The organism is Candidatus Williamhamiltonella endosymbiont of Tuberolachnus salignus, assembly GCF_964019775.1.
GTDB classification, from domain to species: Bacteria; Pseudomonadota; Gammaproteobacteria; order Enterobacterales; family Enterobacteriaceae; genus Hamiltonella; species Hamiltonella defendens.
Genome location: NZ_OZ026471.1, coordinates 397,965 through 414,025, shown reverse-complemented (window position 1 = coordinate 414,025; position 16,061 = coordinate 397,965). Strand labels below are relative to the sequence as shown.

Here is a 16,061-nt window from a genome sequence, read left to right as displayed (position 1 = left end):
TAAGACATCATAAACCTTGATAAAGCCAAATTGGCCGTAGGTTCTGTACGATCCGTCTGGATAGTTGAGGCTCCCAAACTGATCATTGCGAAACCATCAGCAGTTTGGGCGGGTATGCGTGAGAATTTTTACTCCCATTCGATGGTGGCAGGGGGTTTTCCACTGATGTCATATACCACCCGAGAAATGCCTTTAACCTCATTAATAATTCGGTTTGAGACACGCCCCAACAAATCATAAGGAAGTTCAGCCCAATGTGCTGTCATAAAATCTACGGTTTCTATCGCTCGTAACGCAATCACCCATTCATATTTACGACCATCCCCCATGACGCCAACAGAGCGTATCGGTAAAAAAACCGCAAAAGCCTGGCTGACTTTTTGATATAGCTCCGCTTTTTGAAGCTCTTGAATAAAAATCGCATCCGCCTGACGTAATAAATCACAGTATTCCTGTTTCACTTCGCCTAAAACACGAACACCCAAACCAGGCCCCGGGAAAGGATGTCGGTGTAACATTGCATGAGGAAGACCCAGTTCTAAGCCCAATTGACGTACTTCGTCTTTAAATAGTTCTTTCAGTGGTTCGATCAAACCGAGTTTCATTTCTTTGGGTAAACCCGCTACGTTATGATGAGATTTGATCAAGTGTGATTTCGCAGTACCAGAAGCCGCAGATTCAACCAAATCGGTATAAATCGTGCCCTGAGCCAACCATTTCACCCCCTTTTGTTTTGCGGCTTGTTCATCAAAAATGTCTACAAAAACACGGCCAATGACTTTACGTTTTTTTTCAGGATCCTGGATACCCTTTAATGCATTCATAAAACGATTGGCCGCCGACACATGAATGATATTGAGGCCAAATTGATCTTGAAAGATATTTAATACCTGCTGTGATTCATTTAAACGTAATAAACCATTATCCACAAAAACACAGGTTAAACTTTTTCCAATCGCACGATGCAAAAGTATTGCCGTGACAGCAGAATCCACCCCGCCAGATAAACCAAGAATCACTTGATCGTCACCGATTTGATCTTTTAACTCTGAAAGCGTTTGATCGATAATATTCCGAGGCGTCCATAGGGGTTCGCATTGGCAAATTTGTAGCACAAAACGTTTTAATAGAGATTGCCCTTGAAGGGTATGGGTCACTTCTGGGTGAAACTGAACACCATAAAAATGTTTTTCGGGATGTGCCATGATCGCAATAGGGCAAGTTTCTGTGCTGGCTATACAGGTGAAATGTTCTGGAAGCTTTGTGACTTTATCCGCATGGCTCATCCAGACTTTTAAACAGGGTTCGTTGTTGGCGTTCACAAAATCTTCAAGACCATCTATTAAGGCATTCTTGTTTTTCAGAGCCAGCTGGGCATAACCAAATTCGCCTTGATGTGTATTCGAAACGGCTCCGCCTAATTGAATCGCCATAGTTTGCATACCATAACAGATCCCTAAAACAGGCACCCCTAAAGTAAAGATGATGTCTGGCGCTCGAGGAGTGTCATTTTCAGTGGCGCTTTCTGGCCCTCCAGAGAGGATAATGCCTTGAGGATGAAATGCTTGAATACTCTCAGCCGCTACATCCCAAGGCCATAATTCAGAATAAACACCCATTTCACGGATGCGCCGGGCCAGTAGTTGAGTGTATTGCGAGCCAAAATCTAAAATTAAAATACGATGACGATCAATATTTTTTATCATGGGGGATTTGTTCCAAAAAAATAAGTGAGAGTTGGCATGAATAAAACCTGTTAAAAGTCGTCGCAAATACAGGCAATTTAAGCATTCAGAGGTGTAAGAAAATGTCTAAAACAGATACAGTCAGTTAGTTTTAGACAGGCCTGTTATTCTTTGGTAATGGTCACATCATGAACATGACTTTCTCGCATGCCTGCACTGGTAATACGCACAAATTCAGGTTTAGTGCGAAGTTCATCAATGCTGGCACAACCGGTTAATCCCATGCAGGAGCGTAACCCCCCCATTTCACGATACACAACGTCTTTCAACAAACCTTTATAGGGAACCCGTCCTTCGACACCTTCAGGTACTAATTTATCAGCGGCATTATCTAATTGAAAATAGCGATCAGATGAGCCTTTAGACATGGCTCCGAGTGATCCCATCCCACGGTAAGATTTAAAGGAACGGCCTTGATAGAGTTCAATCTCCCCTGGTGATTCTTCAGTACCCGCAAACATCGAGCCCACCATGACACAAGAAGCCCCCGCGGCAATCGCTTTAGCGATATCGCCGGAAAATCGAATTCCCCCATCTGCAATGACAGGAATGCCAGTGCCTTCAAGGGCTGTCACCGCATCTGAAATAGCGGTAATCTGCGGCACTCCCACGCCTGTTACAATACGAGTGGTGCAAATGGATCCTGGACCAATCCCGACTTTAACTGCATTGACACCTGCGTCAACTAAAGCAAGCGCGCCCTCTGCTGTCGCCACATTCCCCCCAACAATCTGAAGTTCAGGATATTTTTTGCGTGTGTCACGAATGCGCTGTAACACGCCTTCAGAATGACCATGAGAAGAATCGATCAGTAACACATCAATACCTGCCTTCACTAAAGCATCAATCCGTTTTTTGTTATCAGGCGCCGCTCCAACAGCGGCACCAACACGAAGACGACCCAGTGAATCTTTGCAAGCATTGGGTTTACTTTGGGCTTTTTTAAAGTCTTTAACCGTGATCATGCCACGGAGATGAAAGGTATCGTCCACGACCAAGACTTTTTCTACCCGTTTTTCATGCATTTTTTGAAGAACAATTTCACGAGCTTCGCCTTCCTTGACGGTCACCAGGCGTTCTTTAGGCGTCATCACTGCAGTGACGGGCTGATCGAGATCAATCACAAAACGCACATCACGGCCGGTCACAATACCGAGTAATTCATAATGGTCATTGACCACTGGATAACCCGCAAAACCATTACGAAGAGTCAGTGCTTTCACTTCACGCAAAGTGGTCGTTGGTCTAATGGTATGAGGCTCATTCACTACGCCGCTTTCATACTTTTTGACCTTCTGTACTTCGTTGGCCTGTTTTTCGATCGACATGTTTTTATGAATGAATGCCATTCCTCCTTCCTGGGCTAATGCAATGGCCAAGGCGTGTTCAGTCACTGTATCCATCGCAGAGGATAATAAAGGGATACTGAGATCAATAGTGGAAGTCAACCTTGTGCTTAAATCTGCAGTATGAGGCAAAACAGTGGAGTGTGCCGGCACAAGAAGGACATCATCATATGTTAGGGCTTCTTTTTTAAGACGTTGCATGAGAGGTGTACCGAGATAAAAAAATGACCAAAAATTGTGCGGGGAATTATACAGAGCCTGGGTATTTCTCTCCAGTACTTTATGATGGGCTATTTGATCAAAAGACCGTGCCATGCGGTTTGCTGTTGCTCAATATATTACCCAAGAGTATGATTTTTCAATCAACCTCTTTAAATAGAGGATGTGGATAATACACTGATTCTTGTAAAGTGGTCATAAAAAGTGTTTGAAAATAATTAAGGATAAAGTAACTCATGCTAACACTGATTTTTTTTGCTAAAACCCTCATTGATGTTTATGTCATGATACTGTTATTACGTATTTGGATGCGCTGGGTAAAATGTGATTTTTATAATCCATTTTCACAATTTATCGTTAAAATGACACACCCAATTGTCAACCCGATACAAAGTATTCTCCCTTCTGCAAAAAAAATTGACACTGCCGCGTTATTGATCGCTTTTTTTTTAATGGCACTCAAATATCCCCTTTTGCTCTTTATTCAAGGGGGTGGCATCGTGTTAAATCAGTATAATTTGCTGTTTGGTTTTGTTTCTTTGCTCAAAGCCATCGGACATCTTGTTTTTTGGATCATCATTATCAGAGCCATCACAAGTTGGATAAGTCAGGGCAGCAGCCCTATGGATGATTTGCTTTATGAATTGACTGAGCCTTTGATGTCACCGATTCGGCGTTTCCTTCCTGCCATGGGGAGCATTGATTTTTCAGGGATGCTGCTGATTTTGATTTTGTATTTGATGAATTATTTGGGAATGGATCTGCTAGGCGAGCTTTGGCTGATATTATAAATACTTTTATTCAGGATATAATTTGATGCAAAAAATCGTTTTGGCCACCACGAATCAAGGAAAGGTGCTTGAGTTTAAAGATTTGTTCAAGGGATCTGGATTAAAGATTATTCCTCAAATGGAATATGATCTTGCCTCTATAGAAGAAACAGGACTGACTTTTATCGAAAATGCGCTTTTAAAAGCGCGTTATGCCGCACAGATGACAGGATTGCCTGCCATTGCAGACGATTCAGGATTAACGGTCGATGCCTTAAATGGCGCGCCCGGCATTTATTCTGCACGTTATGCCGGATTAAACGCCAGCGATAGCGAGAATATCAAAAAATTACTGCACGAAATGAAAGAGGTCCCCAATGCGGAACGTGGCGCACAGTTTCATTGTGTGTTTGTCTATTTAAAACACCCGGCTGACGCCAGCCCAGGGATATTTCATGGCAAATGGTCAGGCATGATCGCTTCTTCTTGTCAAGAGTCCAAAAAAGCCGAAGGATTTGGTTATGATCCTGTTTTTTATCTTCCCGAATTAAAACGAACAGCGGCTGAATTGAGTATTGAAGAAAAATCGGCGATGTCTCATCGCGGCGAGGCATTACGACAATTCCTGGATGTGATGAGAAATGTCTAAACTCCCTCCTTTAAGCCTCTATATTCATATCCCCTGGTGTATCAAAAAATGTCCTTATTGCGATTTTAATTCGCATGCCTTGAAAGGCGAGCTGCCTCATGAAGAATATGTGGCGCATTTATTGGCCGATCTAGAAGCAGATATTCCTCTGACAAGTGGCAGGGCTATTGAGACTATTTTTATTGGAGGGGGAACACCCAGTCTGCTCAGCGCGCAGGCAATGCAACAACTGCTTGATGGTGTTAAGGCGCGTATCGATATTAGAAAAGACGCGGAAATCACAATGGAAGCCAATCCTGGCGCCATTGAAGCGAAACGTTTCGTTGACTATCAGCAAGCGGGTATCAACCGTATTTCCATCGGCATACAGAGTTTTGACAATCAAAAACTCTTGGCGCTGGGCAGAATACACGATGCTGAGCAAGGTAAAAAAGCCGCTCATTTGGCACAAACGCTTTCTTTGAGCAGCTTTAATTTAGATCTGATGCACAGCCTGCCCGATCAAACCTTAGAAGACGCACTGAAAGACTTAGAGCAAGCGATGATATTATCTCCGCCTCATCTTTCCTGGTATCAACTCACGATTGAGCCGCACACGGCGTTCAGCTCGCGTCCGCCGCCTTTACCAGATGAAGACAGCAGTTGGGACATTGTTCAAAAAGGTCATCAATGTCTTCAAAAAGCGGGATATGAACAATATGAAATATCGGCGTATGCAAAAAAAGAACATCAATGCCAGCATAATTTAAATTATTGGCGATTTGGCGATTTGGCGATTTGGCGATTTGGCGATTTGGCGATTATCTGGGGATTGGGTGTGGTGCGCATGGTAAATTGACTTTTGATGATGGGCGGATGATACGAACGGTGAAGACAAAGCATCCTCGTGGTTTTATGCAGGGTCAATATCAATATCAACAATATGATGTCGACTTGGCAGAGCGTCCTTTTGAATTTTTTATGAATCGTTTTCGTCTGTTAGAACCTACCCCCAGAGCGGATTTTTTAAATTTAACAGGGGTGAAAGAAAGCCATATTCGTTCAGCCTTGGATCAAGCATTAAATTTGGGCTATTTAAAAGAGGATACTCAATATTGGCAGGTGACTGAGAAAGGGAAGTGGTTTCTTAATTCTTTGATTGAACTTTTTTTATAATTTCTTTTTAGTGTCTGCGCTCTTTTAGGGGAATGATTAACCCAGAATGATATTGTTTACATCAATTTTGTAAGGCGTTAAAGATGTCTCAAAACCTGACTTTCTATATTTATGATTATGAAACTTTCGGTCAACACCCCGGATTAGATCGCCCCGCCCAATTTGCCGGTATTCGTACCGATCTAGAGTTTCATCCGGTTGAAGATCCTTTGGTACTGTATTGCTCGCCGGCTCAAGATTATCTCCCTGATCCTGAAGCCGTCATGATAACAGGGATCACCCCGCAAAAAGCTTTATCAGAAGGCGTTAATGAAGCACGGTTTGCACATCAGATTCATCGTGTTTTGAGTCAACCCAATACTTGTATTCTTGGTTATAACAACATTCGTTTTGATGACGAATTCAGCAGACATATTTTTTATCGTAATTTTTATGATCCCTATGCGTACAGTTGGAAAAACGGTAATTCGCGTTGGGATTTGCTTGATCTGACGCGCGCTTGTTACGCTTTGCGTCCAGAGGGCATCATTTGGCCTAAAAATGAACAAGGCTTGCCTTCCTTTAAATTGGAGCATTTAACGAAGGCAAACTCGATAAAACATACTCAAGCTCATGATGCACTTTCTGATGTTTATGCGACCATGGCATTAGCAAAATTATTAAAATCAGCTCAACCTCGTTTATTTCATTATTTTTATGCACATCGCAGCAAACATAAAATCAACACATTGATTCATATTGGGGATATGGCCCCTTTGGTCCATGTTTCAGGCATGTTTAGCCCAGAAAAAGGCCATACGAGTTGGATATTGCCTATTGCCTGGCATCCAGACAATCAAAATGCGGTGATTGTCTGTGATTTAGCGGGGGATATCACGCCTTTATTATCATTAAAGGCGGATGTGCTTCGGGAACGATTGTATACACCCAGAGATCAATTAGGCAGTGAATGTGCTCAAGTCCCTTTAAAATTGGTCCATATCAATAAATGCCCCATATTGGCGCCGGCCAAAACCCTGTCAAGGGAAAATGCACAGAGGTTAGGTATTGATCAACAACATTGTTTAAAAAATCTAGAACTACTGCGGCGTTATCCAGACATCAGAGAAAAGATGGTGGCCATTTTTGACGGTCAAAAACCTTTTCCAAAAGTGAATAATGTAGACGCACAATTATACGACGGTTTTTTTAATGATTTCGATCGGGCCGCGATAAGCACCATTCAAAAAACGTTACCAGAGAATTTGCCGAACTTGAAAATAGTATTTCAGGATCCTCGTTTGGAAACCCTGTTTTTTCGATTTCGTGCCAGAAATTATCCTGAAACTTTGAGTGAAAAAGATCAACAGCGCTGGAAAGCGCATTTCAACACGGTGCTCAGCCCTGGAATCATCAAAGAGTATCTTCTCAAATTAAAAGAGATGCTTTTAGAATACGAAGATAATCCAGAAAAACAAACCTTGATTCATTTACTGATTCAGTACGCAAATCAGCAAGAAAGATACGGTGAACATGTGGTGTCCCAGACTGGAATCGAACCAGTAACTAGCCCTTAGGAGGGGCTTGTTATATCCGTTTAACTACAGGGACTGATTAGAAGTGATATTTTTTAAATCTACCTCAGATGCGGCCGGTAATTTTATCAGTTTTAGTAATAATATCAATGATATCTACATATTCATCAAATACATTTTACAGGCTTAGGTAACCCCCCGATTTTACTGGCTTGTGTCGCAGGGCCTTTTGGAAATAATTGATAAAGATAACGGCTATTTCCTTTGTCTGGACCATATTTTTCATGCAGCGCTTTGACTAAAAGACGAATCGCAGGTGATGTATTAAATTTTTTATAAAAATGGCGAATAAAATACAACATTTCCCAATGTTCTGGTGTTAATACAATGCCTTCTTGCTCTGCTAAAAATAGAGCTAAAGCTTCAGACCAATGGTCAGTATTTTTGAGATAACCTTGTGCATCTGTCTCAATACGACGATGTTCAAAAATCAATATATTGTTATGTTCCATTTTTAAATGGCCACAGGCGCTTTAATGGCAGGATAAGGGTTGTATTTTTCTAATGAAAAATCTTCAAAATGATAATCGAAGAGAGAATCTGGTTTTCTGTTGATCAATAAATGAGGTAATGATCTTGGTTCTCTCGTCAGTTGAAGATGCGCCTGATCAAGGTGGTTAGAATATAAATGGATGTCGCCGCCTGTCCAAACAAAATCACCTAAAAAAAAATCACATTGCTGGGCAATCATATGCATTAATAACGAATAGCTTGCAATATTGAAAGGCAAACCCAAAAAAACATCACATGAACGCTGATACAATTGACAGGACAAAGTCTTTTTTACCACATAAAACTGAAAAAAAGCATGGCAGGGCGCCAAGGCCATTTTATCTAATTCGCCTACATTCCATGCAGACACAATCATACGTCGCGAATCAGGGTTGTTTTTTAATAGTTCCAGAGTTTGAGATAACTGATCCACTTGGTGGCCATCGGGCGTGCCCCAAGCTCTCCATTGCTTGCCATATATGGGTCCCAGAGAGCCTGTTTTATCAGCCCATTCGTCCCAAATGGAAACTTGATTTTCACGTAAATACGCGATGTTGGTGTCACCTTTGAGAAACCATAATAATTCATGAATAATAGATCGCAGATGACACTTTTTAGTGGTGACCAGAGGAAACCCTTCTTTTAAATTAAACCTCATTTGATGCCCAAATATCGATACGGTCCCTGTCCCCGTGCGATCTTCCTTTTCAGTACCTTCGTTTAAAACCTTTTTCATCAAATGGAGATATTGTTTCATACTGCCTCATAAAAATTATTTCAAATATACTAACGGCGATATGCCCAAATGAGCATTATAAAGCCAAATAAAATCATAGGAATCGAAAGAATTTGCCCCATGCTGATAACACCGTCGAATAAACCAATTTGTTGATCTGGTTGCCTAAAAAATTCAACGATCACCCGAAAAATACCATAGCCTATCAGGAATAATGCAGAAACACTCCCAATGGGACGGGATCGGCGAATAAAAAGGTTGAGAATCATAAATAGCACGATGCCTTCAAGGATCATTTCATAAATTTGCGAAGGATGACGAGGCAAAACACCATACTGATTCAATAAATTCTGTAATTCAGGATCACCGGCAGCAAAAGAGATATCCTCACTACGTGAACCAGGGAATAATACGGCCCAAGGTGTATTGATTGCGACGCGCCCCCATAACTCTCCATTAATAAAATTACCTAAACGACCTGCCGCTAGACCAAATGGGATCAAAGGTGCAACAAAATCAGAAACTTGAAAAAAATGCCGTTGAGTGCGACGGGCGAAGAAAAGCATCACACAGATGACGCCTATTAATCCGCCATGAAATGACATCCCACCTTCCCAGACTTTAAATAAATAAAGAGGGTTATCCCAAAAAGCGGAAAAATTGTAAAACAAGACATAACCTAAGCGGCCACCAATAAAAACACCCATAAAACATGCATATAATAAATTTTCAACTTCGATTCTATTCCAATGACTATTAGGTTTATTAGCACGTCTTATCGCCAACCAAAGTGCAAAAATAAAACCGAGTAAATACATCAACCCATACCAATGCAGAGCAATCGGGCCTATAGAAAAAATAATGGGATCGAACTTAGGAAAGGTGAAATAAGTATGATTCATGTGTGAGCCTATGTTTAACAAAATAAGAGACAAGTGACAATAAGCTCTGTCTTTTCCAGGGTTTTACAACAAGCTTAATAGAATATGAGTTTTTGATTGTTAGACACCTGCACCTGAATAAAAAAAATCCTGCTGCAGAAACAACAGGATAGTATCTTTGATATTTTATTTGCAATAATGAGCGGGGATTTTATTGTATTCAAACGGAAGCCTGACTTGACTCAGTGGGCTTTACGCTTCAATTCAAAACAGTTACTTGATTTTTGCTTCTTTATAGATCACATGCTGACGAACAACGGGATCATATTTTTTAAACTCTAATTTTGTTGTTTGAGTACGTTTATTCTTGCTGGTGGTATAAAAATGACCTGTACCAGCAGAGGAAACCAATTTTATTTTTTCACGAACACTTTTAGCCATATGTTAGCTCCTCAATACTTTTCACCACGGGCTTTGATTTCTTCTAAAACAGCCTCGATACCTTTTTTATCAATAATACGAATACCTTTGGCAGATAACCGCAGGGTGATAAAACGTTTTTCACTTTCAATCCAAAAACGGTGACGATGCAAGTTCGGTAAAAAACGGCGTTTGGTTGCATTCATAGCATGAGAACGCCTATTACCGGTCACTGGGCGTTTTTTCGTCACCTGACAAACTCGGGACATATTTATCTCCAAAAAATCAAACCAGCTTCAGTTCCTTAATAAACTGACTTGTGCTTTCGTTAAAATGATCAAAACGCGGCATTATACGCGCTGAAGATGATAGTCTCAATACCCAAAAATAATTATGCGAAATAGTAAAAATATTTTTATATCCACCCTCGTTCCGCAAAAGAAACACATTTTCCATGACCAATCACGACATGGTCTAAAACCCGAATATCCAATAATGCAGAGGCTTCTATGATTTGAGTGGTGATCAGACGATCAGCCTGACTGGGTTCAGGTTCTCCTGATGGATGATTGTGGGCTAAAATAATGGCGGCAGCATTCACCGTTAATGCCTTTCGTAATACTTCTCTTGGATGCACTTCAACAGTATCAATCGTGCCACTGAAAAGTTCCTCATAACTAATCACTCTGTTTTTGTTGTTTAAAAACAAAACTAAAAAAACTTCTCTGTCCCGATGAGAAAGAAGATTTTGCAAAAATTTTTGGGTGATTTTTGAATTGAGCATCACATTTTCATGTAATAAATTAGAATAAAAACAACGATTTGCTAACTCTAATATAGCCTGAATTTGTGTAAATTTAGATTTACCCATTCCTTTCTGTGCCGAGAGAGTTTCATAGTCAGCCGACATGAGATGGTAGAGCGAACCAAATTCTACAATCAGTTTTTCTGCCATTTCACTGACATGCAGACCTGGTGTTCCTGTCCTCAGAAAAATAGAGAGCAATTCTGAGTCTGTTAGTGCACTTGCACCAAATTTCAATAATTTTTCTCTGGGCGGCAATTGACCTGGCCATATTTTCATCCTTGTTCTTTCCTGTTTTTTAATCACATCTCAATTCTATTTCCTCTCATCATGACATACATTTTTAATAACCATGTTTTCAGATCCTGAATCTGAGAGATGGATCGCAAATTTTGAGTTTTTATTTCATTTTTTTAAGAGTAAAGATCTTTCATCGTAAATGTATGTAAATATTTTCTATTTTGATATGAAAAATAGATATAATATATCTATTAATCTTCCAGGATAAATAAATTCATGACCAGTCTGAATCATTAGATACAAAATACATGAAAAACCCGAGTGCGCTGATTGATATAAAAGAGATGACAAAAAATCAGTAACACAGAAGTTGCAGGCCACATTCAAATAACAGATTTCACTGCGCATTTTTTATCATTTATTCAAAAAATCTATTTTATAGATATTATTTTTTTGTTCTAATGGAAATTTTTTATGACTCATATATCAAAAGCGAGTCATTATCCTATGATACAGCTTAATAAGGATGAAATCCTTGTGCCTGGAAATGCATCTGGTGAATATGCATTAATCAAAATGGAAAAGTAGTCGAATCGTCCTCTCAGAAAATATTTCAGCTTCAATTTAGAGAGGCAAGCAATGATTCTGTCAAGATAGTTTCAATTCAGTCAAAAAATTCCGCTGACAAAAATCCACTGAGTGAATAGACAACTCTCGTAAAAAAGCGTAGGAAGAAAAACAGAATAAATTACGTGAATTATCTATTAAATACGATCCTGAAGAAAATGAACAAATTTTAATCGGAGAACTTACACAAGAATTGACAGGAAGTGATGTTGATCAAGGGGTAAAAAACTATCTCAAGGTATACAACCAAAATTGTTCTGAAGGTCTAGCGACGTTTTGTAATAAGGTACTGACTGCCCTAGATCCCGAATTCACGGGAGGCCTAAAAGCGAGTCATCTTACAGAAGGCAACCTACAGTCAGATTACTGTAGTCTTATACGGGATTATTTTATTAATGACTCCGACTACACGAAAACGGTGCAGGGGCCTTTCATTACACATAAAAGTTCGTCGCCGAATGCGTTTAATGTTCTTTTATATGAAAAACCGCCTAATCGACTTGATCTAGAAACTTTTTCATTCAAAGCTAAGTTAGACAAATTCGACTCTCGATTGTTTTTATTGAGAAAATGAAATACTTCTGGGCATCTTGTTACGCTTTGTAAGCGTAAAGATGGAAATTATTGGATGTATGATGCATCTTCAACAGTAAGCACAATACAAAAAATAACGGAAAAAAATGATCTAACAGACACAGGCAAAGAGCTTTTTAATAGTGATTTTGAGATTGGTGAGTGCACCCAGCAGGTTGCGGCCAAACAAATACAGGTCATTCTTGAGCACCGAACAGATTATAAAATGAGCAATTGATGAAAAATTTTTTCGAGAGAAACGATGAGATGTTGAGCCTGATTGTATCTCACACAATGTCAAATTTATCTATGTTAAAATACTTTTGTTTCTGGGTGTCAGGTAAAAATTCTGTTTTTCATTTCATCTGTTGCAAAATCGACTGATAACTGTGTTGCATATTCGGAGCGGTGAAAGCCCCGCTCTTTGTGTGGTTTTGCAACGGTCTGCTTTCGTGAGGTGTTTTTGAATAACCCTACACAGCTCCCACTTCCCCTTTTCCTTCCAGATGATGCCACCTTTTCGGGGTTTTATCCTGGCGACAATTCCGCGTTATTGGCCGCGATTGAATCCGCCCTTTGTGATTCTCATGGTCGCTATATTTATTTTTGGTCTAAACAAGGTTCAGGACGTAGCCATTTACTACATGCCGCCTGCTCGACACTCTCAAAACAAGGAAAAGCGGTGGGTTATGTGCCATTAGACAAACGCGCCTATTTCACCGTAGAAGTCCTTGAAGGAATGGAGCAGCTTGCCTTGATTTGCATCGATAATATTGAACATATTGTCGGTGATATTGAATGGGAAATGGGGATATTTCATCTTTACAATCGCATTTTGGAAAAAGATCACACCTGCCTTCTGATGACAGGTGATCGCCCGCCCCGTCAGTTACATCTTCATTTACCTGATTTGGCTTCTCGATTGGATTGGGGGCAAATTTACAAATTACAGCCTTTATCAGATGATGATAAAGTGCTTTCTTTGCAACTTCGGGCAAAATTACGAGGGTTTGAGTTGCCAGAAGAGGTGGGACGCTTTATGTTAAAACGCCTTGATAGAGAAATGCCGTCATTATTTATGGCGCTAGATAGGCTTGATAAGGCATCCATTCGTGCACAACGCAAACTCACCATCCCTTTTGTGAAGGAAATTTTGAGGCTGTAATCTGAGGTGTGTTGGGAAGGAATGAATTTAAAAATCATTCAACTGATGCTATGTAAGGTGTGTCAGCACGATGTCTCATTTCGCGGAAAACACGGCAAATCGATTCAAAAGCCATCGCTAAGCTCGTTGTTTATTCATGTAAGAAACGGTGGTTGGCCGTATGACACGGCACATCTGATATAACAGGTGCTCTATAACATTTCAGGAAAATATTGATGAACGAACATTATGATTATCTCGTGATTGGAGGAGGTAGTGGAGGTATCGCTTCTGTCAATCGAGCGGCGTTATATGGTCAAAAATGTCTGTTGGTGGAAGCCAAAGCGCTTGGGGGCACCTGTGTGAATGTCGGGTGCGTCCCTAAAAAAATCATGTGGCATGCCGCACAAATTGCCGAGATGATCCATTCATATGGGCCGGATTATGGTTTTGATACCACTTTAAATGCCTTTAGTTGGCAAACTTTAATCAAAAATAGAACTGCTTATATTGAAAGAATCCATCAATCTTATCAACGGGGTTTAGCCAAAAATAAAGTGGATGTCGTTAAAGGGAAGGCGCGTTTTATCGATGCTCATACCGTTGAAATTGCCACTGAAAAAGACCATCCAGCTAAAAAAATAGCGACCGCAGATCATATTTTAATTGCCACAGGGGGACGGCCCAAACATCCTGATATTCCCGGTGCAGCATACGGGATTGACTCCGATGGTTTTTTTGCTTTAAAAGAGCCGCTAAAACGGGTGGCTGTGGTGGGGGGCGGATATATTGCACTTGAAATTGCGGGGGTTCTCAATGCCTTAGGAGTTGAAACCCATTTGCTGGTGCGTCATGAGGCCCCTTTGCGTCATTTTGATGCTTTAATTGTCAGCACATTGCTTGAAATCATACACAATTCGACCTTAAAACTGCACACTGAAACTCAAGCGGCACAGGTGATCAAAAATCCAGATAGCAGTTTGACCTTACAATTAAAAACAGGGGATGCACTGACAGTAGATGAAATTATTTGGGCGATTGGGCGTGACCCGCAAATCGATCAACTCAATTTATCGGCGGCCGGCATTCGCATGAACGATCAAGGCTATATTGCGGTCGATAAATTTCAAAATACCACTCAGCCTGGTGTCTACGCGGTCGGCGATAACACAGGGGCAGCCGCATTAACGCCTGTTGCCGTTGCGGCTGGTCGGCGGCTATCTGAACGGCTTTTTAACCATAAACCTGATGAACACCTGGATTATACTCAGGTGCCCACGGTCGTTTTCAGTCATCCTCCCATCGCGATGCTGGGCCTAACAGAGGAACAAGCAAAAGAAAAATATGATGCGCAAGCAATTAAGGTCTACACTTCATCTTTTACGCCGATGTATAGTGCCATGGGAAGCCACCGGCAACCTTGTCGCATGAAACTGGTTTGTTTGGGATCAGAAGAAAAGATTGTGGGCATTCATGGCATCGGCTTTGCTGTAGATGAAATATTGCAAGGATTTGCAGTGGCGATGAAAATGGGGGCCACTAAAAAAGATTTCGATCAAACGATTGCGATACATCCCACAGTTGCTGAAGAATTCGTCACGATGAGATAGACCTCTTGCAAAAAGCAGTGGAGGCAATTTTTAATCACATCAAAAGGATCACTCAATTGCGCGTTTCCAAATTTGTGTTGCCTATTGGCGCTTTATTGATTGCCATGATTTCGCTGCAAAGCGGCGCTTCTTTGGCAAAGGGGCTTTTCCCTCTTGTTGGCGCTCCAGGGGTGACCTCTCTTCGGCTCGGCATAGGCGCTTTCATTTTATTGTTCATCTTTAAGCCTTGGCGCATACGCTTCCCCCGCGGGGATCGCATGGCGTTATTTTTATATGCTTTTGCATTGGGTGGAATGAATTTTCTCTTTTATTTTTCATTAAAAAAATTACCCCTGGGGGTTGCGGTTGCACTTGAGTTTACCGGGCCTTTGGCGGTTGTGATGTTTTCTTCTCGTCGTATTGTGGATTTTGTGTGGCTTGGCTTTGCCATTCTAGGGTTATGGCTTTTGCTGCCATTACATCAAAAAACAGGGGGGGTGGATTTATTTTCTGCGGCCTGTGCTTTGGCGGCTGGCGCTTGTTGGGCATTATATATCATTTTTGGTCAAAAAACGGGGGTGCATCATGGCCCTGGCGCGGTTTCAGTGGGTTCATTGATAGCCGCCTGTTTATTTTGTCCCATTGGTATCATTGATAATGGAATGGCTTTATGCTCATCTGAGGTGTTGCCTTTTGGGATAGCGATTGCGATTCTTTCTAGTGTCGTGCCTTTTTCATTAGAGATGGTGGCTTTAACGCGCCTGCCTGCAAGAACGTTTGGAACACTGATGAGTTTAGAGCCGGCTTTTGGGGCGCTTTCTGGTGTGGTTTTTTTAAATGAGTATTTAACAGGGGTTCAGTGGTTTGGGCTAGCGGCTATTATTTGTGCTTCTATTGGTGCCACCTTAAGCATTAAGCCTAAGGTGGAATTGCAGGAGTTGAATAGTTGATTAAACTTGTTGCCTAATAATAAACCATGTGACATTAGGAAACAGATCCTATTAAATCGACTTTAAGTGATTTTTTCACACTAGATAATAAAAAATGACCCTAAAAAAATACCTAAAAACGTTTTTTTTATTAAGCAACAGGTTTA

The 16,061-nt window shown here is 40.9% G+C and carries 15 protein-coding genes, 1 tRNA gene and 1 pseudogene; 8 read left to right on the top strand and 9 right to left on the bottom strand.

Features of this window, described 5'->3' with window-relative positions; translation table 11 throughout:
- Positions 1 to 128: 128 nt before the first annotated feature.
- Together guaA and guaB are read right to left on the bottom strand one after the other, a co-directional pair.
- Positions 129 to 1,706 carry a glutamine-hydrolyzing GMP synthase gene (gene guaA / locus AACL23_RS01985; protein ID WP_339049825.1) on the bottom strand — a complete coding sequence of 526 codons (1,578 nt, stop codon included), beginning with the start codon at positions 1,704 to 1,706 and terminating at the stop codon, positions 129 to 131.
- Positions 1,707 to 1,849: 143 nt separating this feature from the next.
- Positions 1,850 to 3,292, bottom strand: a complete 1,443-nt coding sequence (gene guaB / locus AACL23_RS01980) for an IMP dehydrogenase (protein WP_015874275.1) — start codon at positions 3,290 to 3,292, stop codon at positions 1,850 to 1,852.
- A 254-nt stretch (positions 3,293 to 3,546) separates the two neighbouring features.
- Here guaB and AACL23_RS01975 point away from each other — a divergent pair, with 254 nt between their 5' ends.
- The 4 genes and pseudogenes from AACL23_RS01975 to sbcB all read left to right on the top strand — a co-directional run bounded on the left by AACL23_RS01975 (position 3,547) and on the right by sbcB (position 7,440).
- On the top strand, positions 3,547 to 4,101 hold the full coding sequence (locus AACL23_RS01975) for a YggT family protein (protein WP_015874274.1): 555 nt from the start codon (positions 3,547 to 3,549) through the stop codon (positions 4,099 to 4,101).
- A 25-nt stretch (positions 4,102 to 4,126) separates the two neighbouring features.
- Positions 4,127 to 4,729 carry an RdgB/HAM1 family non-canonical purine NTP pyrophosphatase gene (gene rdgB / locus AACL23_RS01970; RefSeq protein WP_015874272.1) on the top strand — a complete coding sequence of 201 codons (603 nt, stop codon included), beginning with the start codon at positions 4,127 to 4,129 and terminating at the stop codon, positions 4,727 to 4,729.
- Positions 4,722 to 5,884: pseudogene (gene hemW, locus AACL23_RS01965) on the top strand (radical SAM family heme chaperone HemW). The gene rdgB and the pseudogene hemW overlap by 8 nt, the downstream one beginning before the upstream one ends.
- Before the next feature lie 83 nt (positions 5,885 to 5,967).
- Complete coding sequence (gene sbcB / locus AACL23_RS01960; protein ID WP_339051535.1) at positions 5,968 to 7,440, top strand: exodeoxyribonuclease I; 1,473 nt, start codon at positions 5,968 to 5,970, stop codon at positions 7,438 to 7,440.
- On the opposite strand, the gene AACL23_RS01955 is transcribed toward sbcB, so the two are convergent.
- The 7 genes from AACL23_RS01955 to radC all read right to left on the bottom strand — a co-directional run bounded on the left by AACL23_RS01955 (position 7,400) and on the right by radC (position 11,071).
- Positions 7,400 to 7,474: transfer RNA gene (locus tag AACL23_RS01955), tRNA-Arg, on the bottom strand. The genes sbcB and AACL23_RS01955 overlap by 41 nt on opposite strands.
- A 91-nt stretch (positions 7,475 to 7,565) precedes the next feature.
- Positions 7,566 to 7,895, bottom strand: coding sequence for a TusE/DsrC/DsvC family sulfur relay protein (locus tag AACL23_RS01950; RefSeq protein ID WP_044612573.1), 330 nt, complete (start codon positions 7,893 to 7,895; stop codon positions 7,566 to 7,568).
- Between the two features lie 17 nt (positions 7,896 to 7,912).
- Positions 7,913 to 8,707, bottom strand: coding sequence for a thymidylate synthase (gene thyA / locus AACL23_RS01945; RefSeq protein WP_100096197.1), 795 nt, complete (start codon positions 8,705 to 8,707; stop codon positions 7,913 to 7,915).
- Positions 8,708 to 8,736: 29 nt separating this feature from the next.
- Complete coding sequence (gene lgt, locus AACL23_RS01940; RefSeq protein ID WP_015874267.1) at positions 8,737 to 9,588, bottom strand: prolipoprotein diacylglyceryl transferase; 852 nt, start codon at positions 9,586 to 9,588, stop codon at positions 8,737 to 8,739.
- Positions 9,589 to 9,840: 252 nt separating this feature from the next.
- Entirely contained in the window at positions 9,841 to 10,008 is a 168-nt protein-coding gene (gene rpmG, locus AACL23_RS01935) for a 50S ribosomal protein L33 (protein WP_015874266.1), read from the bottom strand.
- Positions 10,009 to 10,019: 11 nt separating this feature from the next.
- Complete coding sequence (gene rpmB / locus AACL23_RS01930; RefSeq protein ID WP_015874265.1) at positions 10,020 to 10,256, bottom strand: 50S ribosomal protein L28; 237 nt, start codon at positions 10,254 to 10,256, stop codon at positions 10,020 to 10,022.
- 146 nt (positions 10,257 to 10,402) lie between these two features.
- Entirely contained in the window at positions 10,403 to 11,071 is a 669-nt protein-coding gene (gene radC / locus AACL23_RS01925; protein ID WP_100096198.1) for a RadC family protein, read from the bottom strand.
- 1,216 nt (positions 11,072 to 12,287) lie between these two features.
- Between radC and AACL23_RS01920 the strand changes: the two genes are divergently transcribed.
- The 4 genes from AACL23_RS01920 to rhtA all read left to right on the top strand — a co-directional run bounded on the left by AACL23_RS01920 (position 12,288) and on the right by rhtA (position 15,915).
- On the top strand, positions 12,288 to 12,470 hold the full coding sequence (locus AACL23_RS01920; protein WP_100096200.1) for a hypothetical protein: 183 nt from the start codon (positions 12,288 to 12,290) through the stop codon (positions 12,468 to 12,470).
- Between the two features lie 219 nt (positions 12,471 to 12,689).
- The gene (hda, locus tag AACL23_RS01915; protein WP_044612572.1) at positions 12,690 to 13,397 is read left to right on the top strand and encodes a DnaA inactivator Hda; all 708 of its coding nucleotides are present in this window, start codon (positions 12,690 to 12,692) and stop codon (positions 13,395 to 13,397) included.
- Positions 13,398 to 13,612: 215 nt separating this feature from the next.
- Positions 13,613 to 14,986: a glutathione-disulfide reductase gene (gene gorA / locus AACL23_RS01910; protein WP_100096201.1), complete on the top strand. Its 1,374-nt coding sequence runs from the start codon at positions 13,613 to 13,615 to the stop codon at positions 14,984 to 14,986.
- Between the two features lie 38 nt (positions 14,987 to 15,024).
- Positions 15,025 to 15,915: a threonine/homoserine exporter RhtA gene (gene rhtA / locus AACL23_RS01905; RefSeq protein WP_044612571.1), complete on the top strand. Its 891-nt coding sequence runs from the start codon at positions 15,025 to 15,027 to the stop codon at positions 15,913 to 15,915.
- Positions 15,916 to 16,061 lie beyond the last annotated feature (146 nt).